Annotated in this window: 27 protein-coding genes and 1 pseudogene; 22 read left to right on the forward strand and 6 right to left on the reverse strand. The window is 41.4% G+C overall.

The features are described 5' to 3' along the window. Positions 1-5: 5 nt before the first annotated feature. Genes QNH36_RS11475 through QNH36_RS11490 form a run of 4 tightly spaced genes read left to right on the forward strand, consistent with a single transcriptional unit; the run spans position 6 to position 2,449 of the window. Positions 6-602, forward strand: a complete 597-nt coding sequence (locus QNH36_RS11475; protein ID WP_283905289.1) for a cob(I)yrinic acid a,c-diamide adenosyltransferase — start codon at positions 6-8, stop codon at positions 600-602. After that, on the forward strand, positions 592-1,083 hold the full coding sequence (locus QNH36_RS11480) for an ECF transporter S component (protein ID WP_283905290.1): 492 nt from the start codon (positions 592-594) through the stop codon (positions 1,081-1,083). The genes QNH36_RS11475 and QNH36_RS11480 overlap by 11 nt, the downstream gene beginning before the upstream one ends. 34 nt (positions 1,084-1,117) lie before the next feature. Further along, positions 1,118-1,837, forward strand: coding sequence for an ATP-binding protein (locus QNH36_RS11485; RefSeq protein ID WP_283905291.1), 720 nt, complete (start codon positions 1,118-1,120; stop codon positions 1,835-1,837). 3 nt (positions 1,838-1,840) lie between these two features. Next, positions 1,841-2,449 carry a histidine phosphatase family protein gene (locus tag QNH36_RS11490; RefSeq protein WP_283905292.1) on the forward strand — a complete coding sequence of 203 codons (609 nt, stop codon included), beginning with the start codon at positions 1,841-1,843 and terminating at the stop codon, positions 2,447-2,449. 105 nt (positions 2,450-2,554) lie between these two features. Here QNH36_RS11490 and QNH36_RS11495 read toward each other — a convergent pair whose 3' ends face one another. Genes QNH36_RS11495 through QNH36_RS11505 form a run of 3 tightly spaced genes read right to left on the reverse strand, consistent with a single transcriptional unit; the run spans position 2,555 to position 4,813 of the window. Continuing rightward, entirely contained in the window at positions 2,555-3,301 is a 747-nt protein-coding gene (locus QNH36_RS11495; RefSeq protein ID WP_283905293.1) for an amino acid ABC transporter ATP-binding protein, read from the reverse strand. Between the two features lie 13 nt (positions 3,302-3,314). Next, positions 3,315-3,995: an amino acid ABC transporter permease gene (locus QNH36_RS11500; protein WP_283905294.1), complete on the reverse strand. Its 681-nt coding sequence runs from the start codon at positions 3,993-3,995 to the stop codon at positions 3,315-3,317. A 14-nt stretch (positions 3,996-4,009) separates the two neighbouring features. Next, positions 4,010-4,813, reverse strand: a complete 804-nt coding sequence (locus tag QNH36_RS11505) for an amino acid ABC transporter substrate-binding protein (RefSeq protein ID WP_283905295.1) — start codon at positions 4,811-4,813, stop codon at positions 4,010-4,012. 452 nt (positions 4,814-5,265) lie between these two features. Here QNH36_RS11505 and QNH36_RS11510 point away from each other — a divergent pair, with 452 nt between their 5' ends. The 6 genes and pseudogenes from QNH36_RS11510 (at position 5,266) to QNH36_RS11535 (ending at position 9,563) form a co-directional block, all read left to right on the forward strand. Next, positions 5,266-5,577, forward strand: a complete 312-nt coding sequence (locus QNH36_RS11510; protein WP_283905296.1) for a hypothetical protein — start codon at positions 5,266-5,268, stop codon at positions 5,575-5,577. 321 nt (positions 5,578-5,898) lie between these two features. Further along, complete coding sequence (locus tag QNH36_RS11515) at positions 5,899-6,279, forward strand: VOC family protein (RefSeq protein WP_283905297.1); 381 nt, start codon at positions 5,899-5,901, stop codon at positions 6,277-6,279. Positions 6,280-6,452: 173 nt separating this feature from the next. Next, positions 6,453-7,059 (forward strand): annotated as a pseudogene (locus QNH36_RS11520) (FMN-binding negative transcriptional regulator). Between the two features lie 323 nt (positions 7,060-7,382). Then, complete coding sequence (locus QNH36_RS11525) at positions 7,383-8,090, forward strand: N-acyl homoserine lactonase family protein (RefSeq protein WP_283905298.1); 708 nt, start codon at positions 7,383-7,385, stop codon at positions 8,088-8,090. Between the two features lie 37 nt (positions 8,091-8,127). After that, positions 8,128-8,262: a hypothetical protein gene (locus tag QNH36_RS11530; RefSeq protein WP_283905299.1), complete on the forward strand. Its 135-nt coding sequence runs from the start codon at positions 8,128-8,130 to the stop codon at positions 8,260-8,262. Between the two features lie 311 nt (positions 8,263-8,573). Next, positions 8,574-9,563, forward strand: a complete 990-nt coding sequence (locus QNH36_RS11535) for a hypothetical protein (RefSeq protein ID WP_283905300.1) — start codon at positions 8,574-8,576, stop codon at positions 9,561-9,563. A gap of 368 nt (positions 9,564-9,931) precedes the next feature. Here the strand turns inward: QNH36_RS11535 and QNH36_RS11540 are convergent, their stop codons facing one another. Further along, positions 9,932-11,242, reverse strand: a complete 1,311-nt coding sequence (locus tag QNH36_RS11540; protein ID WP_283905301.1) for an acetamidase/formamidase family protein — start codon at positions 11,240-11,242, stop codon at positions 9,932-9,934. Between the two features lie 803 nt (positions 11,243-12,045). Between QNH36_RS11540 and QNH36_RS11545 the strand changes: the two genes are divergently transcribed. The 7 genes from QNH36_RS11545 to QNH36_RS11575 all read left to right on the forward strand — a co-directional run bounded on the left by QNH36_RS11545 (position 12,046) and on the right by QNH36_RS11575 (position 21,423). Next, entirely contained in the window at positions 12,046-12,900 is an 855-nt protein-coding gene (locus QNH36_RS11545) for a hypothetical protein (protein ID WP_283905302.1), read from the forward strand. Between the two features lie 280 nt (positions 12,901-13,180). Next, complete coding sequence (locus QNH36_RS11550) at positions 13,181-14,479, forward strand: amidohydrolase (RefSeq protein ID WP_283905303.1); 1,299 nt, start codon at positions 13,181-13,183, stop codon at positions 14,477-14,479. 27 nt (positions 14,480-14,506) lie between these two features. Continuing rightward, positions 14,507-15,934, forward strand: a complete 1,428-nt coding sequence (locus QNH36_RS11555) for a M20 family metallopeptidase (RefSeq protein WP_283905304.1) — start codon at positions 14,507-14,509, stop codon at positions 15,932-15,934. Between the two features lie 21 nt (positions 15,935-15,955). Next, on the forward strand, positions 15,956-17,476 hold the full coding sequence (locus tag QNH36_RS11560; RefSeq protein ID WP_144475652.1) for an AbgT family transporter: 1,521 nt from the start codon (positions 15,956-15,958) through the stop codon (positions 17,474-17,476). Between the two features lie 24 nt (positions 17,477-17,500). After that, positions 17,501-18,775, forward strand: coding sequence for a M20 family metallo-hydrolase (locus QNH36_RS11565; protein WP_283905305.1), 1,275 nt, complete (start codon positions 17,501-17,503; stop codon positions 18,773-18,775). 65 nt (positions 18,776-18,840) lie between these two features. Then, complete coding sequence (locus tag QNH36_RS11570; protein WP_283905306.1) at positions 18,841-20,082, forward strand: M20 family metallo-hydrolase; 1,242 nt, start codon at positions 18,841-18,843, stop codon at positions 20,080-20,082. A gap of 30 nt (positions 20,083-20,112) precedes the next feature. After that, positions 20,113-21,423 carry a helix-turn-helix domain-containing protein gene (locus QNH36_RS11575; protein WP_283905307.1) on the forward strand — a complete coding sequence of 437 codons (1,311 nt, stop codon included), beginning with the start codon at positions 20,113-20,115 and terminating at the stop codon, positions 21,421-21,423. A 261-nt stretch (positions 21,424-21,684) separates the two neighbouring features. Here the strand turns inward: QNH36_RS11575 and uptA are convergent, their stop codons facing one another. Continuing rightward, positions 21,685-22,257, reverse strand: a complete 573-nt coding sequence (gene uptA / locus QNH36_RS11580) for an undecaprenyl phosphate transporter UptA (protein WP_251542291.1) — start codon at positions 22,255-22,257, stop codon at positions 21,685-21,687. A gap of 208 nt (positions 22,258-22,465) precedes the next feature. Beyond that, positions 22,466-22,984 (reverse strand): NUDIX domain-containing protein, encoded by a 519-nt coding sequence (locus tag QNH36_RS11585; protein WP_144475647.1) that lies wholly within the window; start codon positions 22,982-22,984, stop codon positions 22,466-22,468. 110 nt (positions 22,985-23,094) lie between these two features. On the opposite strand from QNH36_RS11585, the gene QNH36_RS11590 reads away from it, so the two are divergent. The 5 genes from QNH36_RS11590 to QNH36_RS11610 all read left to right on the forward strand — a co-directional run bounded on the left by QNH36_RS11590 (position 23,095) and on the right by QNH36_RS11610 (position 26,102). Further along, on the forward strand, positions 23,095-23,628 hold the full coding sequence (locus QNH36_RS11590; protein WP_283905308.1) for a GNAT family N-acetyltransferase: 534 nt from the start codon (positions 23,095-23,097) through the stop codon (positions 23,626-23,628). Between the two features lie 264 nt (positions 23,629-23,892). Beyond that, positions 23,893-24,105 (forward strand): helix-turn-helix transcriptional regulator, encoded by a 213-nt coding sequence (locus tag QNH36_RS11595; protein WP_251541407.1) that lies wholly within the window; start codon positions 23,893-23,895, stop codon positions 24,103-24,105. Next, the gene (locus QNH36_RS11600) at positions 24,102-24,566 is read left to right on the forward strand and encodes a hypothetical protein (RefSeq protein WP_283905309.1); all 465 of its coding nucleotides are present in this window, start codon (positions 24,102-24,104) and stop codon (positions 24,564-24,566) included. The genes QNH36_RS11595 and QNH36_RS11600 overlap by 4 nt, the downstream gene beginning before the upstream one ends. Before the next feature lie 388 nt (positions 24,567-24,954). Continuing rightward, complete coding sequence (locus tag QNH36_RS11605; RefSeq protein WP_283905310.1) at positions 24,955-25,407, forward strand: HIT family protein; 453 nt, start codon at positions 24,955-24,957, stop codon at positions 25,405-25,407. A 218-nt stretch (positions 25,408-25,625) separates the two neighbouring features. Then, a complete protein-coding gene (locus QNH36_RS11610) occupies positions 25,626-26,102 on the forward strand; it encodes a glutathione peroxidase (protein ID WP_144475642.1) in 477 nt (158 codons plus the stop codon). The last annotated feature ends 6 nt before the right edge of the window (positions 26,103-26,108 follow it).

The raw sequence follows: 26,108 nt of genomic DNA on the forward strand, positions 1-26,108 counted from the left end.
TGGATATGAGACTATATACGAGAACAGGCGATAAAGGAAAAACTAGCATTATCGGAGGCCGGGTGGAAAAAGATGATATTCGTGTAGAAGCTTACGGAACTGTCGATGAAGTAAACTGCTTTGTTGGCCAGGCTATTACCCAGCTGAATCCTAAGCTTTTTGCTGATGTGCTTGAAGACCTCGAAAAGATCCAACATGAGCTGTTCGATTGCGGCGGGGATCTGGCAAATATAACAAAAAGCCGTGAGCTCAAGCTGACAAAGGAATCAGTAGAATACCTGGAAAAAAAAATCGATGAGCTGATTTTGGAAGCTCCAGAGCTTGAGAGATTCATATTGCCTGGAGGAGCTCCTGCTGCAGCTTCGGTCCACCTTGCCCGTACCGTCACAAGAAGGGCTGAAAGATTAGTTGTTTCATTGTTGAAAGCTGATCCGGACGTTTCAGATACAGCTTTGCAATTCTTGAATCGATTGTCCGATTATTTCTTCGCTCTCGCCAGGGTGATTAATTTCAGGCTCAATCTGCAGGATGTCGAATACGTAAGAAGTGCGAAAGTGTTCAGGGAAGGAAAGCGCAGGGAGGAAAAGCAGGGTGAAAAATAAAAAACTTTCCTGGTTAGCCATGTTCATCGCCCTTTCCGCAGCGGGATCTTTCATCAAGATCCCGGCAGTGATAGGGAGTGTGGCATTCGATACCTTGCCTGCCCTTGTGGCTGCAGGAGTACTGGGAGGAACTGCAGGAGCAGCAGTGGGCGCAATCGGTCATCTGCTGTCTGCACTTGCTTCTGGGATGCCGCTGGGACCATTTCATTTCCTGATTGCCGGTGAAATGGCCCTGCTGGTTTATTTTTTCGGCTTGTTAAAAAGGAGCGGCAAAAACTGGTCATCAGGCATACTATTTTTTCTGGGCAACACCTTCGCTGCACCGCTGCCGTTTATTCTGCTAATGGGAAAGTCTTTTTACTTAGCGATCGTTCCATCGTTGTTTATTGGCTCCATCCTGAATACAATCCTTGCTTTTCTCGTTTTGCCGAGAATTGCCAGAGTTTTTGGTCGCAGCCTTGCATTCTCAAGACAGGCTTAAACCAACTTAAAACGGTGCAGGGAGGAAAAAGTTAGTGAGAGATATTTTAATCATTCCTTTATCAGAAGAGGAAAATCTGGTGATAGCCAGTGATAACAGCGGCAGTATTGGAATGAAGAACGATGATGCGGTTCAGGTTCGATATAAAATGGTTGCTTACTATTCATTCCGGGTGGCTGTCATGGAGTGCATAAGTGCGGCTGCAGCACCTTTTGCGGTCGTTATCCAGAACTTCTGCGGTAATAATACCTGGCATGAACTTTTAGAAGGTATTGAACAAGGAATAAGTGAGCTTGGAAAGCTAGACATCCAAATCACTGGCAGCACGGAAACCAATTTCGTGATGAACCAATCGGCAGTTGGCCTAACTGTACTGGGAAAAAGAAGGGCAAACGTAAATAGTGATAAGCTGAAATACAATTCAGGAACAAGCATAGCTGTCATTGGCTCCCCACTGGTCGGGCAAGAGCTTTTGGAAATGGAAGAACAGGTTGTGCCATTGTCGGTTTTTATGGAGGTTTGCGCCATCGAAGACGTGGTAACGATTCCAGTCGGTTCGAGGGGAATCCTTCATGAGCTGAATGCTCTGTTTGACGGTACGCCATTCACTGAAGAAAATGTGGATTCAACAATCCAACTAACGAAATCATCCGGTCCATCTACCTGCTTTGTTGCAGTTTGTCCGACAGAAAAACTAGATGAATTGAAATCGATTTCCGGCCGCTATTATCATGAATTAATCTATTCGGGGTGAAAAATGCTTAATTTATATGTGATCAGACATGGAGAAACAGATTGGAATAAAGAAAAAAGAAGCCAGGGCCGTCTCGACTCTTCACTTACTGAAAAAGGAAAAGGAGATGCCCGCTTACTGGGAGCCAGGCTTCAGGATACAGAGTTCAACCAGATTATTTCGTCTCCAAGTGGAAGAACATTGGAAACAGCCAGGCTGGTAAGAGGAGAAAGGGGAATTCCCTTGGTAACCGACGAAAGGTTAATGGAAATCGATTTAGGGGAGTGGCAGGGAAAAACAGAGGAAGAAATCGAAACGATGTATCCCGATGAATTCCATTCTTACTGGAATGAGCCTGATAGCTATACTAGTGTTGGAGGGGAGACCTTTGTACAGGTCCAGCAAAGAATTGTGGATTTTTTAGAAAATCTTGAAAAGACAGTGACGAATGGCAATGTCCTGATTGTTACACATGGCGTAGTAATTAAAACTCTATACTTGCTATGCCGTAATTCTTCGTTAAAACGGTTATGGGACCCGCCATTCATTCATGGAACCAGCTTAACGATTTTAACCCTGGATGCTGGAAGAAAAGAACTTCTGCTTGAAGCCTGTGTTTCTCATGGTTCCTGACCAGAAATTGAATGTAAAAATGCATCTAATGTTGGGTCTTTTCAAAAGCTTATCTTGTAGGATGCATAATAAGTAAAGGCCCTGTAGTTATACAAGGCCTTTACACTATCGTGCAGTTACTTTGTTTAAAAACTGCTGTGTACGCTTATTTTGTGATTGTTCAAATACTTCTTGTGGTGTTCCTCTTTCGACAACAATACCGCCGTCCATGAAGATGACTTCGTCAGCGGCATCGTGGGCAAAGCTCATTTCATGGGTGACGATAACCATCGTGATCTCTTCCCTGGCAAGGTCTTTCATTACCTTCAGTACTTCTCCGACGAGTTCCGGGTCAAGGGCTGATGTTGGTTCATCGAAGAGCAGAACCTGAGGGTCCATCGCCATTGCACGGGCAATTCCCACACGCTGCTGTTGACCGCCGGACAGCTGGTGGGGGTAATTATCGGCACGATCTTTCAGTCCTACCTTATCAAGGAGGGCCAGCGCCTTTTTCCTAGCTTCTTCTTTTGAACGCTTCAGCACAATCATCTGCCCTTCCATTACATTTTCAATCGCGGTCAGATGAGGGAAGAGGTTATAGTTCTGGAATACCATCCCGGTCTGCTTGCGGAAGGCTACCATTTCGGCCGTTTTAATTTTCGCATTATCCCCGAACTGGAGAGTTCTGCTGCCCAGCTCTATTTTTCCGGCATCAGGAGTTTCGAGCAGGTTCATGCAGCGTAGAAGGGTGGTTTTCCCTGAGCCTGAAGGGCCAATGATCACGGCCGTTTTACCGGTGGGGATCTCTAGGTCGATTCCTTTCAGTACTTCCAGTTCGCCGAATTTTTTATATAGCTTTTCAATCTTAATCATTCAGGCACCTCCATCATTTTGCAACACTTCTTCCAAAACGGTCTTCAAGGTAGTTCTGGAAATAAGAAAGGATTGTGCTGAAAATCAGATAAATAAATGCAACCTCGATATACAGCCAAAGCGGCTCATAAGTGGCTGCCGCAATCTGCTGTCCCTTTTGGAACATTTCCGTAACTGTGATGGTCGCTGCCAGGGATGTATCCTTAACCAGGCTGATAAAGGAGTTCCCAAGAGGCGGGAGAGATACCCTGACTGCCTGGGGAACGATGATGCGCCTCATTGCCTGGCTCCGTGTCATCCCGATGGAAGAAGCCGCCTCCCATTGTCCCTTAGGAATTGAAAGAATCGCCGCGCGAATAATTTCCGAGCTGTATGCCCCTTTATTCAAGGTAAAGGCAATGACAGCTGCAGGGAAAGGATCCAATGTGACACCTAAACTTGGAAGCCCGAAGAACAGGATGAAAATCTGTACGAGCAATGGCGTTCCACGGAAAATCCATACATAGAACCGGGCAATCGCTACCAGCGGTTTAATGTTGGATAGGCGGGCAAGTGCCACAAAAAACGCAAGGATCAATCCAAGAGTGAAAGTTATTAATGTGAGCGGGATAGTAAAATAAATCCCGGCTTTTAAAATAGGAAAAAAGGAATCGGTGAGGATTCCTATAATTCGTTCTGCACGTTCATCAAACATCTATATCATATCCTTTATTTCGATACGTCTGAGTTGAACCATTTTTTTGAGATTTCCAGGTATGTTCCGTCTTCCTTCATGTCTGCAAGAGCGCCATTCACTGCCTCGACAAGTTCATCGCTGCCTTTACGGAAAAGGAAGGCATTACTTGTTGCATCATTTTCTTCATATACAGTCTTCACTGGAAGCTCAGGGCGCTGCTTCTTAAGGTCCAGGTAAGAAAGGCTGTCATTGATGGTTGCATCGATCCTGCCTGATGTAATCAAATCAATTGACTGATTGAAGCCTTCTACAACTGTGTTGGTTGCGCCATGCTCTTCGGCAATCTTACGATAGTTACTGTCCAAAGATTGTCCGACTTTTTTGCCGTCCAAGTCATCCAGTGTTTTGATTTCACTATTATCTTCGTGAACGATCAATACCGCTTTTGAAACGATGTAAGGTTCTGACATATCATATTTTTCAAGGCGGTCTTCACGGATCGCTACTTCATTTGCAACCATGTCATAGCGTTTTGCATCAAGGCCGGCAATCATACCATCCCATTTTGTTTCAACAAATTTTGGTTTGATGTCAAGGCGCTTGAATACCTCTTCAGCAATTTCAATATCAAAGCCAGTCAATTTACCTTCCTTGTCATGATAAGTAAATGGGGCATAGGTTCCTTCCGTACCGATTGTAATTTCGCGTTTTTCCTTAATTTGATCATAAAGGCTTTGGTCCTTTGCAGTATCTTTGTCTTCACTGCTGCTGCTTCCGCATGCCGCAAGAGAAATCGCTAATACAAAAGAAAGTAAAATTAGTGCGTACTTCTTCATGTCTTAATCCATCTCCTAGTATTTTTATCGGTTTAATATTGAATAACGTTTATTAGGATAATCCAGCCCTGATAAAAAGTCAATATAAATTACTCGGTATCAATATCAATCCCAATAACTACTCATTTCATGTATTGAATAGTCCATTTAATACCTTTTAAGCCAAGGTGCTTGCAATGAAGGACAGAAATAATGAAGAACAGGAACAAAGTGTCCGTCATCAAGCCCATGACGGACAGAAACTGTGAAAAAATAGGAAAAATTGTCCGTCATCAACCGTCATGTCAACAAGGGAAGGTGGTAGGCATTATAAATTCTACCCTATTAAATTCAGATAAACTTTTATTCAGATACAAAAAAGGAATCACTGCATGTTTCATAGAAATTAAACATAAACAAATTATTCCAAGACTATTATGGTAGTGATAGCTCGTAATTAAGGAGATCATTTAATGTCCTTCTGGAAAACGAAAATGATTAAAACTGCACGGGGAAATTTTGAGGTTTTTGTTAAAGTTGAGGGTAATCCCATTTGTGTCAAGCATCATTGTTCAGAGTTCAATCATACAGGTGGTTACTTTGCTGATTCTTTTACGGAAAATAATAGGGAATACCTGGTGTATTTAAAAGGGGAAGGAAACACCAGCAGGGCTGATGAGGCTCATGAGCTGAGCATGTTTGATTCTTTTTACAATCCTGAAGAATCCGCGAAGCATTATGTTATCCAAAATGGAGCTTTGCCGGCCATTCGACTGGAGGGATGATAGGAGTTAACATTTTTCTGAGTCTATTTTTACATTGGAAGAGGTTTTAATTCTATGATAATTATTGGAGTAGCAGCAGTGATAACAATTTTTTCAATTGAAGTTCAGTTGAGGAAATTAAATAAAACAAACCAAAAGATCGTTGAATTATTAACTGAAATTAAGAATAATGCTTGATTAAGTTAAGTTATTGTTGTTCAGTTGGCTTAATGGACTTTTAGTTAGAAATAAAACAGGGTAATTTCAGGAGGATTTTTAAATCCCAATCAAGAATATTAATTCGAATAGTTAAATAATTCTCTTAAAAGGAAGTGATTGAATTTGCTAAGTAAAGTCGGTCAAATTATGTTGTATGTCAATAACCAGGATGAAGCAGTAAAATTCTGGACAGAAGTATTGGGCTTTTCTGTAATAGCAGAAGAGAACAACAATCAGGGATTTAGATGGATTGAAATAGCGCCAACACAAGAAGCAGAAACAAGTATAGTTTTGCACAATAAGGAATTCGTTGCTAAAATGTCTCCTGGAGTCAATCTCGAAACTCCTTCTTTAATGTTTTATACAGAGAATTTTGAACAATTACACAGTGACTTATTGGATAAAAAAATTACAGTCGGAGAAATTGTCAATATGCCATCTGGAAGAGTTTTTAACTTTGCAGATTACGAAGAGAACTATTTTGCAGTAATGGAAAAAAGGTAATTTCCTAAACAATTAATTGAGAGCTACTGATAGAGCTGCCAAATCCAGGTGGCTTTTTTCTTTTTACTTATGGAAATTTCAACAGAGTTATATATATTAGGTCGTAGATGTGTGTGTCGCACGCCTTAAACTTCTTTTAATCTATTTTATACATAAATGGGGGAGAATCTGTGATGTATACACCTAAACATTTTAAGATCGAGGATGAAGCAAAGATTTATGAGTTCATTGAGAAATATAGTTTTGCAACTTTATTCTCTACACATAAGGGAGAAACATATGCTACGCATCTGCCATTGATCCTAAAAAAAGATGAAAATGCGTTATATGGCCATTTTGCTCGTGCTAATGGTCAGTGGAAGGATGTAGAGAATCAATCGGTTCTAGTGGTTTTCCGGGGTCCTCATTGTTATATTTCACCTTCCTGGTATGAAAATAAAGATGCCGTACCGACCTGGAATTACGTTTCCATCCATATATACGGAAAGATGGACATAATTGAAGATGAAAAAGTAATTTTTGATTGTTTGGATGAGATGGTCAATAAATATGAAAAGCCAGATAGTCCTTTCAATTTAAAAAAATGTAGACTCCAAATATATTGACGGGATGAGTAAAGGTATTGTTGCGTTTAAGATTAACATTACTAAAATAGAGGCAAAGGGGAAACTGAGTCAAAACCATCCAGTGGAAAGGCAAGAGTTGATTATTGAGAATTTAACCAGATCTACGAATCAACATGATTTAGAAGTAGCTTCCCTTATGAAGAAGAACTTGTGAGAATACTTATCATCAACGAACTAAAACAGACAGGAACTCGTCCTGTCTTTTTTTATACTATTTTTCTAAAAGGGTATCTAACAGTTTGTATAAAAATAAATGATCTAGATAACTGTACCTTTAAGAGTTGATTAAAATGCAAAAAGGTCGATATCATTTGAAAAATCGTTGTTAATGTTGCAAACCAATTCGGGACACCATAAGAATGGAATTGGAAAAACAATTATTGATAGACTCTTACCTCAACGTCCAACCAGGCGAATAAAAACATTAAAATTGTCTTCTATGTTTAAATCCTAATTAAAATGAGGCGAATGAATACCATGAAAAAGCTGATTTTTATTCTAATTCTTTCCTTTCTTCTATCAGGAAACGCTTATGCTGCTAAAAAAGGAGACTATAACGTAAAGCTTCTGGAGTATGGTGGTATCCAGGACTATCCGAAATCGGGATTGGTGTATGGTGCGCATAATCAAGGAACCACGTATTTGCCATTCTTTTATATTTTAATTCAGAATAAGGAACACAATATTCTTTATGACATCGGGTATCGAAATGATGCTGCTAAACCCCAAAAGGATTGGTCAAAATTATTTGGTGGGACCAATATCGAAGCTCCAGCCCAGGTTTTGAAAAAAGTAAACTTAACTCCAAATGACATAGATATCGTCATTTTAAGCCATTTACACTTTGACCATGCCGGGAATATTGATCGATTTCCAAAAGCCCAGTTTTATATCCAAAAAGAGGAGCTTGACGGATGGGTGTCTTCATTGTCACTGCCTGAAAAGGTGCGTGAATGGGTTTGGCAGGCAACCGATCTTGACCATATAAATGATCTGTTGGAAGTGGCTGCTGATAAAAGGCTGACGCTGATCGAAGAAGACAATTTTGAAGTAGCAGAAGGTGTAAAGGCCCATAATGCCAAAGGCCACACATTCGGCACACAAGCCGTTACGGTCGAAAAAAGGAGGAACATATGCGCTTACTCAGGACGTCGCGTACACATACGAAAATGCTACCGACTATAGACCTCTTGGGCTTGGACTTGATAACGTTGAACAGCTCATGTCCATTCAAAAAGTAAATGAATTGGTCGGAGGAAATGTAGACTTTATCATCCCCGGACATGACATGGCTGTGTTTGATAAATACCCAACAGAGCAAGTAGGCAAGAATCGAATTGTTACGGTTGTTAAATAAAAGGAAGACAAGATTGCCGGATACAATTGTATTCGGCATTTTTTATTTGGCTGCTTTCTATTCAGCTAATATTTTTGTTTTTTCTTATTTCTTTTTAAGTTTGAGAGAAACGAGCTCCAAAGGGGTCAATAACTAATGTCTTTTTGTAATTAGCATATAAAAAGGACAATGTGTTTTTTGAAAAAGGTCCTTGAGGACACTAGCTATGTATCCCGCAGTGTAAATTTTTTATGGAAGTCCATACCTTTAAAATTTGTTATGAATAAAATATTACGATTAATAAAATGTAAATTTTGAAGGGAGGTTAGTGTATGGCTCATTTTTTTCTTAACGAAAAACCTCCAAGTAAGGTAGCTCCTGCGCAAGATAGTGATTTTGAAATTATCTGTGAAGACAATTGCGGAATGACTACGTTTGAAGGCCCTCCAACCTTTACCCTCGTCCCACCTCTGGATCTGTGTGTTTCCACCGTTACTTTTAATGATTGGCGGACAATCACTGGTGGCAATGTTGCGAATTGGCCATCTCCCCGTACCGTGATTTATTGGCTCGAAGGCAATGAGCGGGATATGACCTTTAGTCCTGAAGTGTCTTCAATCAGCTTTTATTATTCGTCTTCAGTACAGGTAACAATAGAGGCTTTTGATACTGCAGGCAACCTGATTGCAAGAATAATAAAACTGGCAAACTTCAGGGAGCCAGTATATGATGAATGGGATTTAGTCACAGTGGATGTAGGTGCGAATGCTATCGCCAGACTTAGAATTATCGGCGGCTCTAATCAAACCGGAATAGATAATTTTCAGGTGTGCAGGATCGTTTGTCCTGTTGCCAATCCGCAGACATGCTGCAAACAAATGATTGAGCATAAGACTCAGTTTGTTCCGCCTGCTTTGATTGGTGATGAATTTGCGCCTGTTACCTATATAAATGTGATTGAAGCAGCAGTTGAAGCTGTTTGTCCAGAGGAGGTCATGATTTGTGGAGTCCTTCGTAAAACAATTACCTATGATACGATTTTATTCAACCCGGAAACAGGAAGGGATGGAATCTTCACAGGCTATCAGGTTCAGGATGAGGTCCCATTTCAATGCATGATTAACCGTGAAGATGCAAATGCTGGCGATACCTTTTACATTTCAGGAGCTGCCATCCTTTGCAATGTATTTGCACGCACAGATAATATTGGGACGGTTCAGGACCCCAGAGACCCTGAAAATGATCTAGAAGTTGCCTGGTCATTTAAGGAGAAAGATATCGTGAAGGTTTGTGTGCGCAAGGGAACTGCACCTGTTTCATAAAAGGGCAGGGTGATTTCAAAGATACAGACTGGGAGCGTTCTAAGCACACAGTAATGGCAAGTTTTTAAATGATGGATATTTCATGTTTGGTCAGGTAATTCCATTTGAAGGATGAACCTGACTTTTTTGTTGTTTTTGACTAGGTGAGTATGTATGGGAAGTAATATTCATAATGTCAAATAGATTACAAACGAAGTGTTTTTTTAAAAAAAACTTATCTAGTCAGGGGCCTTATTTTAACTCCTGACATTAAACTTTTACCTTCATCAGTATCAAACAAACAGAATGACTTAAAAAAACAAAGAGAAGAACATTAAAGTGATCTTCTCTTTGAGTATTTATTCTTTGAAAGATGTTTGAATAAAAAACTATTTTTCCAATAGGTCACTATAGTGGTCTTTTACCAAATGCGTCAATCCCAATTGATCAATGTAACTAGTTGGGGCAAGGAAGGTCACCGTAACAACACCTGGATGGCGGCCGATTTCGATTGAGCCTGTAATGGTTGCTCTGTTCATGACTTCTGGAACTGTGATTCCGAATGCCTCAGCTGCACGCTGCAAGCCGTTATCGGTTGCCTCGTTCAAGTTGGCTCCGGTGCCGATGAAGGAGATTGGCAGGGATTCTTCCAGCTTGCGGACACCCCATTGTCCGGCTAATTTCTGTGCGGTTGCTTTTTCTTTTTTCGTGATTGGTTTTGCCAGGTAAGGGAGGTCATCACCAACAGGCAGCAGGATCGGGCCGTCGATGGTCAATCCTTTTATGACAATGGTTTGAAGGGTGACAATACCTGATACATCTGTTGTATGGCCAGCAATTTCACCGTCTCCCTGCATCGCATGCATGTCCCCGATATACACTCCGCCGCCTTCTACTTTTACAGGGCAAATCAGGATGGCTCCTTCACGGACTCGGTTAATGTCCATGTGGCCATCAGTTCGTTCTGCAAGCTGTTCCCTGGTGATCCCGTATTCGTGAGGGGCATCCACCAGGAATTGGCCAAAGTCACCCGCATTATGTGAATCAGGCAAGGCTCTGCCAGGTGTTGTGCCGAGCTGGCCAAGGAAAGGACGAAGCCTTGCGACCGTTCCGACCAAATCATGTGGGGCAAATGCGACGATTGGATTTTGTACTGAATTTTCCGGAGTGTTCATAAATGCTCGCCCTTGTTTTGCAGCTTCTTCTGCGGCTTTTTTATTTAAAGTGACACCCACCTGTCTATTGGAGTCGAACGCGATTGTATAGCCATTTGTAAAAACAAAAGGGGTTACATCTGTATCGCAGTTGCTGCAGCGAACAGACTCACGGCCAGTGCCTACAACCTTGGTATCCGGGTAAAGCTGTCCGCAGCCTGGACATTTCACCGCGACAAAGGGATCGCCAACAAACCTGCCTTCAACAGGGGCATCGTTTCCAGATGAAGTTCCCATGGATGTGACCTGAATGGACTTTATGCGGATAGCAATCGCATCACCAACTTCAGCACCTTCCACAAAAACCGGTTTTGTTACTTCATGTCCTCCACGGATGCAAGGTGTAATCATCGGTCCCCAGCACCCCGGCGTCGTGTTGGCAATGATATGTCCGCCATTTTTAACAGGGCCAAGCATTTCCTGTTCAGGGTCCAGGATTCCATTGGTAAACTCGTTTACATACACTGTTTGCTGCGCTTTTCTCACTGTAAATCACCCTTTCAAATTTTTTCTTTATAAAAGTTGTATCTAGTTTGGACAGCTTTTCACGCTTAAGCACAAAAGTAGTCCGAAGTTGTCTCTAGTTCGGACAGCTTTACGAAGCTAAGCACAAAAGTAGTCCGAAGCTGGCTTTAGTTTGGACAGCTTTTTACGCTTAAGTACAAAAGTAGTCCGAAGTTGCCTCAAGTTAGGACAGCTTTTCACGCTTAAGTTCAAAACTAGTCCGAAGTTGCTTCTAGTTCGGACAGCTTTACAAGCTTAAGCACAAAAGTAGTCCGAAGTTGCTCGTAGTTCGGACAGCTTTACACCCGTGAGCACAAAAGTAGTCCGAAGTTGCCTCTGGTTCAGACAGCTTTTCAAGCTTAAGCACAAAAGCAGTCCGAAGTTGCCTCAAGTTCAGACAGCTTTTCACCTGTGAGTACTAATTTAATTATAGTTGTATTTGAAGAGGGAGGCGAAGGAAATGAATTAAGTTAGGGCGTATATTTTTACTCGTATAATTAATTGTTTTAAAAACCTATTATTTCCATTTTTAATCTAGTAAAATCTAAATATCAAATTTGATCTCTAAAGGAGTCGTTTTAAATGCGGCAATTAACTGGCGCAATATATTTATCGTTCGGCTTTTTGTTCCACTTACTTAATCGTTTTGAAGGATATTATCCACCTGATCAAGGTAATTGGATTGCTGGTCTATTCATTTTTGTTGGGTTCGCTTATTTGTTTATTGATTTTAGGAGTTACGTTAAGAAGCATTTTAATAATTAGACTGTTAAGGGGGAGACAAATTGGATAAAATCGAAATACTGAATTTAGTGCCTAAGTTTTTAGCTTTTTATCATAAGGCAAATAAACTTGAAATTGATAGTAAGGAAAGATGGGCACTTTGGGAGGAGTACTATAATTTTGCAGCGGTCCCTCCTGGAGTGGAAGGAAGAAGGATGGCTAGAAATTTGCTGGACAAAGCTTGGGTTAGGTATGAAGAGCATTTATCGTTTATTGAAAATTGGAAACCAAATGAGGAAAGAGTTCGGGAATACCTAACAAAAGTTAAAAATTTACTAAGCTATGATCAGCCAATTGATTTTGTCTTAGTTTATTTTGTTGGAGGGTTCGAAAATAATCCTTTTGTTGCCCCTTTTGACGATGGACGACTGGCTCTATGTCTTCCAATTGAACTAGGAGAGTCAGCTATTACTCTCGTACATGAACTCACACATGTCGTACATAATTATACTGCCAACCTGACTGCTGATTGGGAAAGAACAATTGCCTCCACTATTTTACAAGAGGGATTAGCAACTCGTGTAAGCCAATTTTTAATACCAGGACATCCAGATGAGCTTTATATTGAGCATAAAAAAGGTTGGCTTCAATCTTGTAAGGAAAACAGAGGAGAAATCATAAAGGGGATCTATCCATATTTAGAAGAATCCTCCTCAGAAGCCGTGACAAGGTTTACGTTTGGGAATGGCACCACGAATCACGAGAGAGAAGCATATTACGTGGGGTGGGAAATGGTCAATTTCCTTTTAACTCAAGGAGTCACTTTTGGGGCAATTGCTAGTATTCAAGAAACGGATATTCCTGATTATTTACAGGAGTCCCATTTATTTTTCCAACCGGAAAATAGTCGTTTTTGAAAAATGTAAGTCAATAAATAAAGGATGGAAAGCACGGTTTATGCTGTGCTTTTTTATTTTTAGGGAAGACAAAAAGACTGTAACAAAAAGGAAATTACGCAAATTTCCCCATTAATCTTCATTCCGTTAAATTGAATTTTCTAAATATTCATGTATAATAGCATTTAAGGATACTAAACGGAAATTTTCCGTAATAACATTTTTATATACGGCAACTTTCCGTTTGTAGTCTATAATTACCTGCTCATACATAAATTTTTTACAGAGAGGAGAGACATCTATGACAAGTAGTTTCGTAAAAGATTTAACTCCAGGATTAATTGAATGGCGACGTTCCTTACATGCCTTACCAGAATTGGGATTTATGGAGTACATCACGACGTACAGGATCGGGAAGGAGCTTGAAGCCCTAGGTTTTAAGCTGTTTGTTGGAAAGGAAGCGCTTGATGAGGAATCTCGTATGGGGATTCCACCGGAGAGTGATTTGTTGGCGCATGAGTTGAAGGCTCTTAACTGGGGAGTTGAGGAGTCGTGGCTGGATAAAATGCGAGGCGGGAACACTGGGCTGGTGGCTATATGGGATACAGGGAAAGAAGGGGACCATGTTGGCTTCCGCTTTGATATTGATGCTTTGCCGATTAATGAATCTCTGAATTCGAACCATTTTCCAGCAAAACACCAATTTGTATCCAAGGAGCTGAATGTCATGCATGCCTGCGGACATGACGGACACACAACGATTGGTCTTGGTGCCGCTCAATATATTGCAGCCCATAATGATCAACTGAAGGGTAGTTTCACCCTGCTGTTTCAGCCAGCTGAAGAAGGCGGACGCGGTGCGAGGGCGATGGTGGCTAAAGGCTGGCTTGATGATGTTGACTATTTCTATTCCGGGCATATCGGCATTCAAACTCTTCCGATTGGAACGATTGCTGCTACGACACCAGGTTTCCTTGCTTCGACGAAATACAATGCATATTTTAAAGGTGTTGCTTCCCACGCTGGGATGAATCCTGAGCTTGGCAAAAATGCGCTGCTCGCAGCAACGACAGCGGCCAATAATTTATATGCAATCCCCCGTCACCATGATGGTGTAACCCGAGTGAATGTTGGAAGATTAGTTGCTGGAAGCGGCCGAAATATCATTCCTGAAGATAGTTACATGGAAATCGAAGTCCGTGGGGAAACAGTGGAGATTGCCGAATATATGGCTGAAAAAGCGACGAGGATTCTTCAAGCTGCAGCTGATATGCACGACGTAATCTGCACGATTGAACCGGTTGGCTTGACCGAAGTGGTTGTCTGCAATGAGGAGCTGATCCCGAAAATTACTGAATGGTGTGCCGAAAGCGAGTATGTAAAAGAAGTATTGCCATCAGTGACTGTTTCAGGGTCTGAAGATGTCAGCCTGATGATGAATCGGGTTCAACAGCACGGCGGGAAGGCGACTTATATGTTATTCGGGACAAAGCTTGACCATCCGCACCATCATCCTGAGTTTGATTTTCAGGAAGAGGTTCTGTTGGTTGCGGTGGATACATTCATCTCTATCATTAATGGCGGTTCTAGATTTAATTGATTAATAGTTTTATTTCAAGGAGGAGACATGAAAAACAACAATGTGAAAACGTATCTCGCCGAAAACAAAGAGACTTTTGAGAGAATTAGCAAGTACATTTATAATCATCCAGAAACTAGATTCGAAGAATACGAGTCAGCTGAGTATTTAGCATCTGAGTGTGAAAAAGCCGGTTTCTCTGTGGAAAGGAATGCAGGAGGTATAGAAACTGCATTCGTTGCAACTATTGGAAGCGGTTACCCGGTCATAGGGTTCCTTGGTGAGTTTGATGCACTTTCCGGGTTGGGGCAGAAGCCAGACAAAACAGTCTATGAGCCAACAGAAGTAAACGTCGGTCATGGCTGCGGCCATAACCTGCTCGGAACTGGTGCTTTTGCCGCTGCATGCGCAGCCAAAAAATATCTGGAAGATCATAGCCTTTCAGGTACCTTGAAATTTTTCGGGTGTCCGGGGGAAGAAGGCGGTTCTGGAAAGACGTTCATGGTTAGGGAAGGCGTGTTTGACGGAGTAGATGCTGCGTTATCCTGGCATCCTTCTCCAGCAAACGCCATCATGAGTCTTTCCAGTCTGGCAAACTATCAGGTGTATTTCAGGTTTAAAGGAGTCTCCTCCCATGCTGCAAACTCACCGCATTTGGGCAGAAGCGCGCTGGATGCAGTAGAACTGATGAATGTGGGGGTCAATTATTTAAGAGAACACATCGTGCCTGAAGCAAGAATCCATTATGCCGTGACAAACACTGGTGGCATTTCGCCAAATGTCGTACAGGCAGATGCGGAAGTGCTGTATCTGATTCGAGCTCCTGAAGTGCAGCAGGTAGATGGCATCTACAAACGTGTCTGCAAGATTGCAGAAGGTGCAGCATTGATGACAGAAACAGAGCTTTCCATCGAATTTGACAAGGCTTGTTCGAACTATATACCAAACAGAAGTCTTGAAAAGCTTCTCCATGAAAATCTTGTGGAAGCTGGAACTGAAGAGCCGACCGAGGAAGAAAATGCTTTTGCTAAAGAACTTTGGTCCACACTGTCAGACGGGGAAAAAGAGAGTTATTTGGATCTTTTAAAAGGGTTTGGATATGTGGGGAATGGAACTGAATTCGAGGGGAAGTATCTCTCGGACAGCATCTCGCCTTATGAAGCATCTAATGAAGTTCTTGCCGGCTCCACGGATGTATCAGATGTAAGCTGGGTTGTTCCGACCGCACAGCTGACTGCCGCGACTTCAGCACTGGGTACTCCGCTGCACACCTGGCAAATGACGACACAGGGCATAAGCAGTTTTGCCCATAAAGGAATGCTTCGGGCAGCAGAGTCAATGGCATTGACAGCGGTTCAATTGTTTGAGGATGATGCGAAATTGAAGACTGTTAAACAGGAATTCGAGGAGTTCCTCCAAGCCAACCCTTACACATGTCCAATACCAAAAGACGTTAAGCCATCAACATTAAAATAAATTAAAAAGCGAGGCGAAAATATGGTTACAGAGAAGAAGAAAGCAAGCTTAGCCCAGCGATTTCTGAATGGAATTGAAAGAGTAGGGAACAAGCTTCCAGACCCATTTATTTTGTTTGCAATCCTTGCAGTGCTGGTCATCATTGCTTCAGCTATTTTCAGTGCCTTTGGTGCATCTGTCACCCATCCGGGGACAGGAGAAGAACTTCCAGTAAAAAACCTTGCTTCTGGTGAAGGCCTAAAGTATATTTTGACATCTATGCTGGATAATTTCACTGGTTTTGCGCCTCTTGGATTGGTTTTATCAATGATGCTTGGTATTGGCCTTGCGGAAAAGGTCGGTATGCTTGATTATGCGATCAAGAGAACCATCCTGAAAGCACCTCCCGCACTGATCACGTACACGGTTGTTTTTGTAGGCATTATGGGAAATATCGCTTCCGATGCTGCGATGGTTTTGATTCCCCCTCTGGCTGCAATGGTTTTCTACAAAGTTGGCCGGAATCCAATTGCCGGTTTGGCGGCAGGATACGCTTCAGCGGGTGCTGGTTTTACAGCGAACCTATTGATTGCAGGAACGGACGCACTGCTAGCGGGTATAACCACTGAAGCTGCACAGATTATTGATGAGAATATTGTCGTAACACCAGTTGACAACTGGTATTTCAATATTGTATCCGTTTTTGTCCTTACAATCGTTGGCGGGCTTATCACAACTAAATTCATTGAACCGCGCCTTGGTAAGTATACAGGGGATGCGGTAGAGGAAGCACTTACAGAAGATCCTCCTAAAGCAGGTAAAGCTTTACGTAATGCCGCTATTGCTGGCGGGCTATATATTGCGGTTATTCTAGGTGCGATCCTGTTGCCGAACAGTCCATTGACTAATGAGGACGGCGGCCTGGTTCCTTCACCATTCCTGGATGGCATTATCCCGATTATTCTGTTCTTCTTTATCATTATCGGTACTGTCTATGGAATAACTGTTGGTAATATTAAGAGCAGTAAAGATGTTGCCAGCTTTATGGCTGAAGCGATGAGGGATCTTTCGTCCTATATTGTCCTAATATTCGCAATTTCACAGTTTATCGCCTATTTTAGCTGGTCCAATATTGCTACATGGGTTGCGGTCAACGGAGCGGAATTCCTGAAAGATATCGAGTTTACTGGAATAGGATTGATCATTGGCTATATATTCTTTACCGCGGCATTGAACTTCCTGATTACTTCAGGTTCTGCAAAATGGGCTCTCGAAGCTCCCGTATTCGTACCGATGTTTATGCAGCTTGGATACCATCCAGCATTTACACAGGTAGCCTACCGTATTGCGGATTCATCAACAAACATCGTGACGCCATTAATGCCATATATGGTCATCGTGCTGTCATTCATGCAGAAGTATGATAAAAAGGCCGGTATTGGAACGTTCATTGCCTTGATGCTTCCATATTCGGTGATGTTCTTATTGACATGGATCATCATGATTTTAATCTTCTTCTTCTTTGAACTACCGTTTGGCCCTGGTATTACACCATTTCTTTAATGAAAATAGGATGTGAAAGATACAATGAACAATCTAGAAGAAAAATTAATAGAATGGCGCCGGGATTTCCATCGCTATCCTGAAACTGGATTTTTGGAAATTCGTACAGCTTCCATTGTTGCTTCCATTCTCGACAATCTTGGTTTTGACCTTCGAGTGGGAAAAGAAGTCATGTCACCAGACCATTGCATGGGAAAACCGAGTAAAGAGGAAACAGAGGCTCATTTACAATGGGCACTCGAAAATGGTGCGAATAAAGAGTATATCGAGGCTTTTTCTGAGGGCTATACAGGGATTGTCGCCACATGGGATACAAAAAAGGAAGGTCCAACCATTGCTTTCCGGATTGATATGGACGCTTTGGACATAAACGAATCGCAGGAGGACAGCCACTTCCCAGAAATTGAGGGGTTCCGGTCTACTCTTCCGTATAAGATGCATGCTTGTGGCCATGACGCTCATACAACGATTGGATTGGGACTGGCAACCTTGATAGCTGAGAATAAGGACAGTCTCAAAGGGAAAATCAGATTGATTTTCCAGCCAGCTGAGGAGGGAACCCGAGGGGCCCGCTCGATGGTCGAAGCGAATGTAGTCGATGATGTCGATTATTTTATCGCCTCCCATGTAGGTACTGGTGTTCCGGATGGACATTTTGTCGCTTCAAAAAATGGCTTTCTGGCTACTTCGAAGCTTGACATCACTTTTAAGGGCGTAGCCTCACATGCAGGCGGAAATCCTGAACAGGGGAAAAACGCTTTACTGGCAGCTGCGTCTGCAGCGCTGAATATTTATGCCATTCCTCGTCATTCTGAAGGTGCGACAAGAATCAACGTCGGTGAACTTCATGCTGGTTCTGGCAGAAACATCATCGCTGACCGGGCCTTTTTAAAAGTAGAAACCCGCGGGGAAAACACCAGAATCAATGAGTTTGTCAAATCTCAGGCAGAAGCCGTAATTGCAGGTTCTGCGCAAATGTATGGTGTAGAATATGAAATTCAGACGGTTGGAGAAGCAATCAGTGCGGAGGGGTCGAGAGAACTTGCGAGTGTGCTGCACGCTTGTGCCGAAGAATCGCCATATATTCTGGAAAGTGTGTTAGAGGATAACTCACCTGCAGGTTCTGAAGATGCCACCTTCTTTATCGAAAGGGTACAGAAAAACGGCGGGCAGGCAACATACTGTGTTTTCGGAACAGAGCTTGCGGCCGGCCATCATAATGAGAAGTTTGATATTAATGAAAAGACTTTAATGTCCGCTGTTCATGTACTATTTGAATCAATCAAGAAACTAAATTAAGTATTGGAGTGAGGCAGAGACATCTGCCTCATTTTCAATCTAACCATTTGAAGGGAGGAATGGCAATGAAGGATTGGCTTGAGCAGCATCTGTGCGAGTTGAATTTAACAGAAACAATGGAGCGTCCGGAGGGTTTTTGTCGTCTAGGCTATACGGATGAAGAGTGGAAAGCGATTGATGTTTTTGTTTCACTAGCTGAAACTCTAGGCTTGTACGTACATAGGGATGAGGCGGGGAATGCCATTGCCAGGTGGAAAATAGACGAGGCTGAATCTTTACCTGCAGTTGCTATCGGTTCCCATTTGGATACGGTAAAAGACGGAGGCGGATATGATGGTGTGGCAGGTGTCCTATGCGGCCTTGCTGCGATTAAGAAATTAAAAGAAGAAGGTTTCCAGCCTGCTTTCCCTATTGAAGTAATTTGCTTTGCGTCCGAGGAATCATCGCGATTCGGCGTTTCAACAATTGGCAGTAAAGCGATGAGCGGCTTATTGAATAAGAAAGAACTTGAAGGCATGAAAGACGAGCATGGCACCACAATCCTCCAGGCGGTTGAAAGTATGGGACTTAATTGGGAGAAAATAGACCAGGCACATCGGACTGAGTCCGAGCTGAAAAGTTTTATTGAGCTGCATATTGAACAGGCTACCAGGATTGAGGACAATGGTGCAGAATTTGGTGTTGTTACCGCGATTGCTTGCCCAATCCGCTTAAAAGTAACGATTACAGGGCAAATGGGGCATACGGGAACGACGCCAATGGGGAAAAGAAAGGATGCCCTTGTTGCTGCTGCACCTTTGATCAGTTTAATTTCTGAAACAGCTGAGTCCCTCTCGGATGCGAGTGAAGTGCCGATTGTTGCTACGGCCAGCACAATTGTATTGAAACCTAATGCCATGAATGTCATTCCGGGAATCATTGAACTTGGTGTGGATATACGCAGTGTGGATGATCAATTAAAGGAGAAGATGAAAGATCTAATTTGCGATAAATGTATACAGCTTGAAAAGTCATTTGGTGTTAAAATGGAAATGACCACTCTGGTAAATAATTCATCTGTTCAGTTAGATGGAAAAGTGAGAAGTAAACTGCAGGCTTCGGGGGAATCTCTAGGCTATAAAGCCATGGTTCTCGAAAGCGGCGCTGGCCATGATGTGATGAACATGGCCGCTCAATGGCCATCAGGCTTGATTTTTATCAAGTGTAGAAACGGTTTAAGTCACCACCCTGATGAATTTGCCTCACTTGAAGATTTACAAATAGGTACAGACATTCTCACACAATATGTAAAAAATGAAGCAGGTTAATAGCTGAAGCGAAAGAAGTAGGTGTAAAAGATGAAAATCCGTGTCGGGATAGTTGGACCAGGAGACTCTGTTGGCCACATCCTTGCTTTAGGTCGGGAACATAACGATCTTGAAATGGTTCCTTATATATATAAAGAAACAAAGGAGACGGAAAATATCATCCGTGACTATCAAGATGAAGTGGATTTTTGGTTTTTCTCTGGCCAGGCTCCATACTATTATGCACGTTCTAAAGGATTGATCAGGGAAGATACTTCTTATTTTCCCCCATTATATGGTTCAAGTTTGCTAGGGACCCTACTTGGAGCTCTTTTGAAAGAAGGGGCCATTCAGAATGCCAGCCTTGATACCATCAAACAATCAGAACTGGATACGTTGACCAGTACCTATTATTTGGGAGAGATCAATATCCATTCTTTTTCCTATAACGAATATAAACCAGCTGAGGAAATTATCTCATTCCATAAAAAACTTCATGATGAAGGTAAAATTGAAGTGGCTTTTACCTGTGTCCAGGAAGTTCATGACCGGCTGAAGGAAATAGGAATTCCTTGTTACAGAGTCATTCCTTCTCCAGTCGCCATCAAACTGGTTCTGCAAAACCTGAAGGAAAGAGGACAATCCAACTGGTATAAACAGTCGCAGATCGCTATCATCGGGCTTGAGGTGATCCATTCAGCAAGTTCGCTGGATCAGCAGTATTTTTCTTATGAAATGAAGCGCCGTGAACTTGAAATCAAGCAGGTCATGCTGGACCATGCCGAAAAACTACAAGGCTCCTTCGTGCAAATCGGTGACGGCTTGTTCTTTATCTATACAACCAGGGGCGAGATGGACATGCAATTCCAGGAATCCTCTATGTATTCCCTGATAGAAGAAGCAAAAGTCCACAGCAAGCTAAAACTCAGAATTGGTATAGGCTACGGTTTGACCGCCTATGACGCTGAACAAAATGTCCGGCTTGCATTGCATTATGCAAGGGAAAAACAGACCCCATCTGTTGTCAGTGTCGATGAAAAGAAACAGATTAATGAACACCAGTCAGAAACGGGAGAACTGAACATAACCTACCAGCAGCGTAAATGGGGTGAAGAATGGGAAAAGCGCTTTAAAGAAGCCAAAATCAGCCCCGGGATCGTAAGCAAAATCGAGTATCTATCAAGACATTACAAAAAAAACATCGTGACAGCACAGGAAGTTTCTAGATGGCTGAAAAGGACCGAACGCAATTCTAGAAGAATCATGGTCGAACTTGAGCGCCTTGGTCTTGCAAAAGTCACGGGTGAAGAACAGCCAGGACAAAGAGGCAGGCCAAGGAAGGTTTATGAATTGTTGTTTTAACTAAATTGGCCTGAAGGTAAAAATTAATTACTTATGATATTCAGACTGCAGACAAACTTATCTGCAGTTTTTTTTTGCTGAACTGTTTTTAGTGTAGCTATTTTAGAAACTTAAATGAAAGAGGTTGTATTTAATTCATTGGCTGTAAATTGCATGTGAGGGATAAAAGCAAAAAATGGTCTGGCAAGATTCGAAATTCAACCGTAAAGCAAATAGCGAAAGGCTGTCAAAATAATCATTTTTGACAGCCTCTTATAGATCTTAACGCTTGTTTTTTTTCTTCAAAAGGAAATAGATGATTCCAGCTATTAATGCAATGATGGCGACTGGAATGATATAAGGTTTTGCTGCATCCTTAATTCCGGCCCAGTTTTCGCCAAGGACCATTCCTAAATACAGAAAGAACATTGTCCATGGAATGACTGCAGCCACAGTATAAAGCGTGAATTTTACGAAAGACATTCTCGCAATTCCGGCTGGAATGGAGATGGCATGTCTGACAACAGGGATGAATCTTGCGGAAAAAATAACACCTGGCCCGTATTTTTTAAACCATTGTTCAGATACGTCAATATGGTGTTTATTAATTAGAAGATATTTACCGTACTTCTCCAATACCGGCCTGCCGCCATAGAAGCCAAGCCAATACAGAAACAGCTGTGCAATTGTTCCTCCGATGGTACCCGCAATGACAGCGCCTGCAAATCCGATTGTCCCTTCTGAAATCATATATCCGCCATACCCAAGGACGATTTCGCTCGGAATTACTTCAAGCATCAAGCCGATAGCTATTCCGAGATAACCCAGCCCTGATAACCAGTCTAAAACATTCATAATAAAATCTTGCACGAAAAACTCCACTCCTAACTATATAACCGACTTTTTAATTATAGTAGTTTTATGAAAATGATGTAAATAAGATTATTTAATGCTGATTTATAGGACACTGATTCTTTCGTCCGCTTTGATAGGATAAATAGAGCAGCGAGAATTGCTAGTTATATTTAGAGTTTTGACTAATAACGAGCTATCACAATGAATTTTAAAGTCTAAAAGCATGCATTTCTTTTATGTGTTTTAAAACAAATGTCTCCCGTTTCAACCAGCTATTTTTCTCGAGATTATTAATTAGGGATTCATTTTGGATTATAGCTTCCTCCAGGGTTACCCATTTTGCTGTAAAATCCATTTTGGCTTCATAATCATCTAGTTGCTGGGTTACCTTTTCGTCTGTTGCCAATTCGCATAGATAATAATGTGAAGTCATTTGAAATAATGTGTGATCTTCATACTCATCCATTTTTCGCTCTATGACAATCCCAACCTTGTCTTTAACTAGGCTATTTACATAACCGGTTTCTTCTCTCACTTCTCGTTTTAGACAATCTTCATGGGTTTCATTTTCCTCTAGGCCGCCTCCAGGAAACTTATAATCTCCCCAGTTGGACTCAACTAGTAGAATACGATTATTTTTCATAATGATGGCTCTTATGGCGACACGATCGATGGTTTTCAAAAAGCTTTTTAAATTTTGTTCGTCCAGTTCTAGATTGAAATTCATCTTTTTCACCTTTTCGGATAATTGATTAGTTATTAGTGAAATATTTCCATTAATAGATTATCATATTTATAACCAGAATCATCCATTTTTTGTTGGACAGGGGGAAGGGTATGTTCAGCTTTCAAGTAAACGAATCTATAAGTCTTGAGTTATTGCAGCAGCATCTAGCAGAGGAAATTTTTCAGCTGATTGATGACAATAGGGAGCATTTAAGAGAATGGTTATTATGGGTCGATAAGAGAAAATCGGCAGAGGATATGGTTCCGGTAATTAAGTATTTTCTCGAGAATCTGGCGAATAATCAAGGGTTTGATGTGGCAATCAGGTATGATGCCCGACTAGTTGGAATGATTGGCGTTCAATTTGATTGGGGAAATCGAACAGCGAGTATTGGTTATTTTCTTTCAAAGGACTGTGAGGGAAAAGGGGTCATTACAACCAGTTTAGAGAGGTTAATTCGTGAATTATTCGACAGGTATTCTGTGAATAGAATTGAAATTCAATGTGCTGCAAATAACGTCAAAAGCCAGAGAGTTCCTGAGAGATTGGGTTTTAAAATGGAAGGAATCAAGAGGGCCGGGCAATATCTTCATGATCATTATGAAGACTTGATCATTTATAGCCTTTTGAAAAGTGAAATCTAACTCAATAGCAAACACAAACGCCTGGATATATTCCCGGGCGTTTCTAATTTCCTTTATTGCCATCTGCCCATCTAGTAGGTTCTATTGGAAGAGGAATAGATGGATGAAAATATGTAAAGTTTACTTTACAAAATGTAAAATAGACTATACAATAAGGATAATAAAGGAAAGAAAGGGTTAATTTTTTTTACCCATAATGTATAGTTGGCTTTACAAAATGTAAAGTCAAGTTTGCATCAAGCTTTGTAGGGAGGGGTGGTGCCGATGGGGTTAGCAAATCGTGTCAAAGAATTAAGAGCAAAACATCATTATACGCAAAATGATCTGGCCGAAGCGGTTGACGTGACAAGGCAGACGATTGTTGCACTTGAAAAGGGAAGCTATATACCGTCCTTATTGCTGGCCATGAAGATTGCACGCACGTTCAAGCTGCCAATTGAAGAGATCTTTTTTATGGAGGGGGAAGAAGTACGATGAATCAAAAATTTTTAATGTCAATCGGGATCTTCGTTTTGTTTGGTTGGGGTATGATCGCTCTTTATTATGCACAGATGGATTTTGCGGAAGTGATAAAAAATCCTGAACCGCCATGGACTGTGACTATCAATGCAACTCCTGTTTTTGCAGCCCTGGTATTCGGCGGGATCCTTTCAGCCATCTTGTTTAGGAAAAGCAAAAAGAAGAATAAATCCTTTGCCAAGGCATTTTTTCTGCCGCCTGAGTTTGAGGAATCTGATGAGCGAGAACAGGAAATCACGGCGAAAGCCTGCAGAGCTTCCTATGTCATGATGTGGTATGCCTTTCCTGTTCTGACAGCTCTCATGCTGTTTTATCCGTTTATTTCTGAAACAGTTCCGTATTATCCAGTCATTATCGTCATGCTGTTTCCATTTGTCCAATCGATTGCTTATTTTCTTTCGTGGAGAAAGCATTATTGAATTGTGTGTTGGAAAAGGATTTTCCCATAAAGCAAACGTGATCTAAAGGGATTTCGTTTGCTTTTTCATGTTATGGATGTTGATTATCATCATTTAGCGAATAAACTGCTGGTTTTCACAAATGAAAATCTATAAATGATTAAATACTGGTCATCGAATCCTTAATTTACGCAAAAATGGGCAATTATTTTATTGTAGCAGATTAATACATATTTTCAGCCTATTTTGAGGGAATCTCGCACTTGTTTATTACGAACCAGGTATACCCAGTGTTAATTTCGAATCTAAATCTCTCCAAAGCTACGATTGTATTTTTCTAGAAAATAATACCATTCCCACTATGTTTATATTATACTTTTAGAAATATCAAAAAATCGGGGTGATTTCTTTGGATGGTTGTTTTATCTGCAATAAACACAGCGGCAATATACAAACTTCGGGAATAGCAATTTATGAGGATGATTTTGTGTATGTTGGTCATATCGATCGTAATGGGAATCCGAACTATTTGGGTCATATTATGATTGACTTGAAAAGGCATGTCCCTACACTTGGAGAGATGAATATGGAGGAAGCAAAAGTGTTTGGGATGATGATGGCTAAAGTAAGCAAAGCACTCATGGAAAGTGAGGCTGCTGAACACATTTATTCTTTTGTGGCGGGGGATTCAGTGCCGCACCTTCATATGCACCTTGTTGCTCGATATCCGAACACACCTAAGGAATTTTGGGGATCTAATGCTGTTTACGATTGGGAAGAGGCACCGATGGGAAACAATGAAGAAGTTATTTCGCTTTGCAGCCGCCTTAAAAAGTATATAGAGAATCATCCTTATGAGTAAAAATTAACGGATTTTATTTGGGAAGGCAGCCTGGAAAATTTCATCGATCACTTTTCAGCTAGGTAAAGTCTTGAACATGCTGAGTGACCAATAATATTTCAAATAAGCGCAGGAATCATCATCCTGTGTTTTTTAATGAGCTGATTTTTGATTTTCCTCAATATATTTGATACGATTAAATCGTAGACGATTTAATTTATAACGAGGAGGAACTGTTAATGGAAACGGTATATGATTTTACTGTTAAAAAGGCAAATGGAGATACTCAATCCTTAAGAGATTTTGAAGGGAAGCCGATGCTCATTGTCAATACTGCTAGTAAATGCGGTTTGACTCCTCAATTTAAAGGCCTTCAGGAACTTTATGACCAATACCAGGAAAAAGGATTGGAAATTCTGGGTTTTCCTTGTGGACAGTTCAATAATCAGGAGTATGACAATATTGCCGAGACGACTCAGTTTTGCCAGCTGAATTATGGTGTCACTTTTCCTATGTATGCGAAAATCGATGTGAATGGTGCGAATACAGATCCCCTTTTTGCTTTTCTAAAAGAACAAAAAGGCGGGGTACTGACGAAGGATATAAAATGGAATTTCACTAAATTCCTCGTCGACCGTGATGGACACGTTGTGAAACGTTATGCTCCAACGACTGAGCCTGAAAAAATCGAGAATGATCTTTGTGAATTACTTTAATCATAA

This window comes from Mesobacillus sp. AQ2 (assembly GCF_030122805.1).
Taxonomy (GTDB): domain Bacteria; phylum Bacillota; class Bacilli; order Bacillales; family Cytobacillaceae; genus Mesobacillus; species Mesobacillus oceanisediminis_A.

Bases quoted from the DNA above. Each gene is read 5' to 3' on its own strand.
- QNH36_RS11590 (WP_283905308.1), top strand. From the start codon at position 23,095: ATGTTCAGCTTTCAAGTAAACGAATCTATAAGTCTTGAGTTATTGCAG.
- QNH36_RS11600 (WP_283905309.1), top strand. From the start codon at position 24,102: ATGAATCAAAAATTTTTAATGTCAATCGGGATCTTCGTTTTGTTTGGT.
- QNH36_RS11585 (WP_144475647.1), bottom strand. From the start codon at position 22,984: ATGAATTTCAATCTAGAACTGGACGAACAAAATTTAAAAAGCTTTTTG.
- QNH36_RS11490 (WP_283905292.1), top strand. From the start codon at position 1,841: ATGCTTAATTTATATGTGATCAGACATGGAGAAACAGATTGGAATAAA.
- QNH36_RS11555 (WP_283905304.1), top strand. From the start codon at position 14,507: ATGAAAAACAACAATGTGAAAACGTATCTCGCCGAAAACAAAGAGACT.
- QNH36_RS11525 (WP_283905298.1), top strand. From the start codon at position 7,383: ATGAAAAAGCTGATTTTTATTCTAATTCTTTCCTTTCTTCTATCAGGA.
- QNH36_RS11505 (WP_283905295.1), bottom strand. From the start codon at position 4,813: ATGAAGAAGTACGCACTAATTTTACTTTCTTTTGTATTAGCGATTTCT.
- QNH36_RS11550 (WP_283905303.1), top strand. From the start codon at position 13,181: ATGACAAGTAGTTTCGTAAAAGATTTAACTCCAGGATTAATTGAATGG.
- QNH36_RS11475 (WP_283905289.1), top strand. From the start codon at position 6: ATGAGACTATATACGAGAACAGGCGATAAAGGAAAAACTAGCATTATC.
- QNH36_RS11530 (WP_283905299.1), top strand. From the start codon at position 8,128: ATGTCCATTCAAAAAGTAAATGAATTGGTCGGAGGAAATGTAGACTTT.
- QNH36_RS11535 (WP_283905300.1), top strand. From the start codon at position 8,574: ATGGCTCATTTTTTTCTTAACGAAAAACCTCCAAGTAAGGTAGCTCCT.
- QNH36_RS11595 (WP_251541407.1), top strand. From the start codon at position 23,893: ATGGGGTTAGCAAATCGTGTCAAAGAATTAAGAGCAAAACATCATTAT.
- uptA (WP_251542291.1), bottom strand. From the start codon at position 22,257: ATGAATGTTTTAGACTGGTTATCAGGGCTGGGTTATCTCGGAATAGCT.
- QNH36_RS11565 (WP_283905305.1), top strand. From the start codon at position 17,501: ATGAACAATCTAGAAGAAAAATTAATAGAATGGCGCCGGGATTTCCAT.
- QNH36_RS11610 (WP_144475642.1), top strand. From the start codon at position 25,626: ATGGAAACGGTATATGATTTTACTGTTAAAAAGGCAAATGGAGATACT.
- QNH36_RS11575 (WP_283905307.1), top strand. From the start codon at position 20,113: ATGAAAATCCGTGTCGGGATAGTTGGACCAGGAGACTCTGTTGGCCAC.
- QNH36_RS11500 (WP_283905294.1), bottom strand. From the start codon at position 3,995: ATGTTTGATGAACGTGCAGAACGAATTATAGGAATCCTCACCGATTCC.
- QNH36_RS11510 (WP_283905296.1), top strand. From the start codon at position 5,266: ATGTCCTTCTGGAAAACGAAAATGATTAAAACTGCACGGGGAAATTTT.
- QNH36_RS11560 (WP_144475652.1), top strand. From the start codon at position 15,956: ATGGTTACAGAGAAGAAGAAAGCAAGCTTAGCCCAGCGATTTCTGAAT.
- QNH36_RS11495 (WP_283905293.1), bottom strand. From the start codon at position 3,301: ATGATTAAGATTGAAAAGCTATATAAAAAATTCGGCGAACTGGAAGTA.
- QNH36_RS11570 (WP_283905306.1), top strand. From the start codon at position 18,841: ATGAAGGATTGGCTTGAGCAGCATCTGTGCGAGTTGAATTTAACAGAA.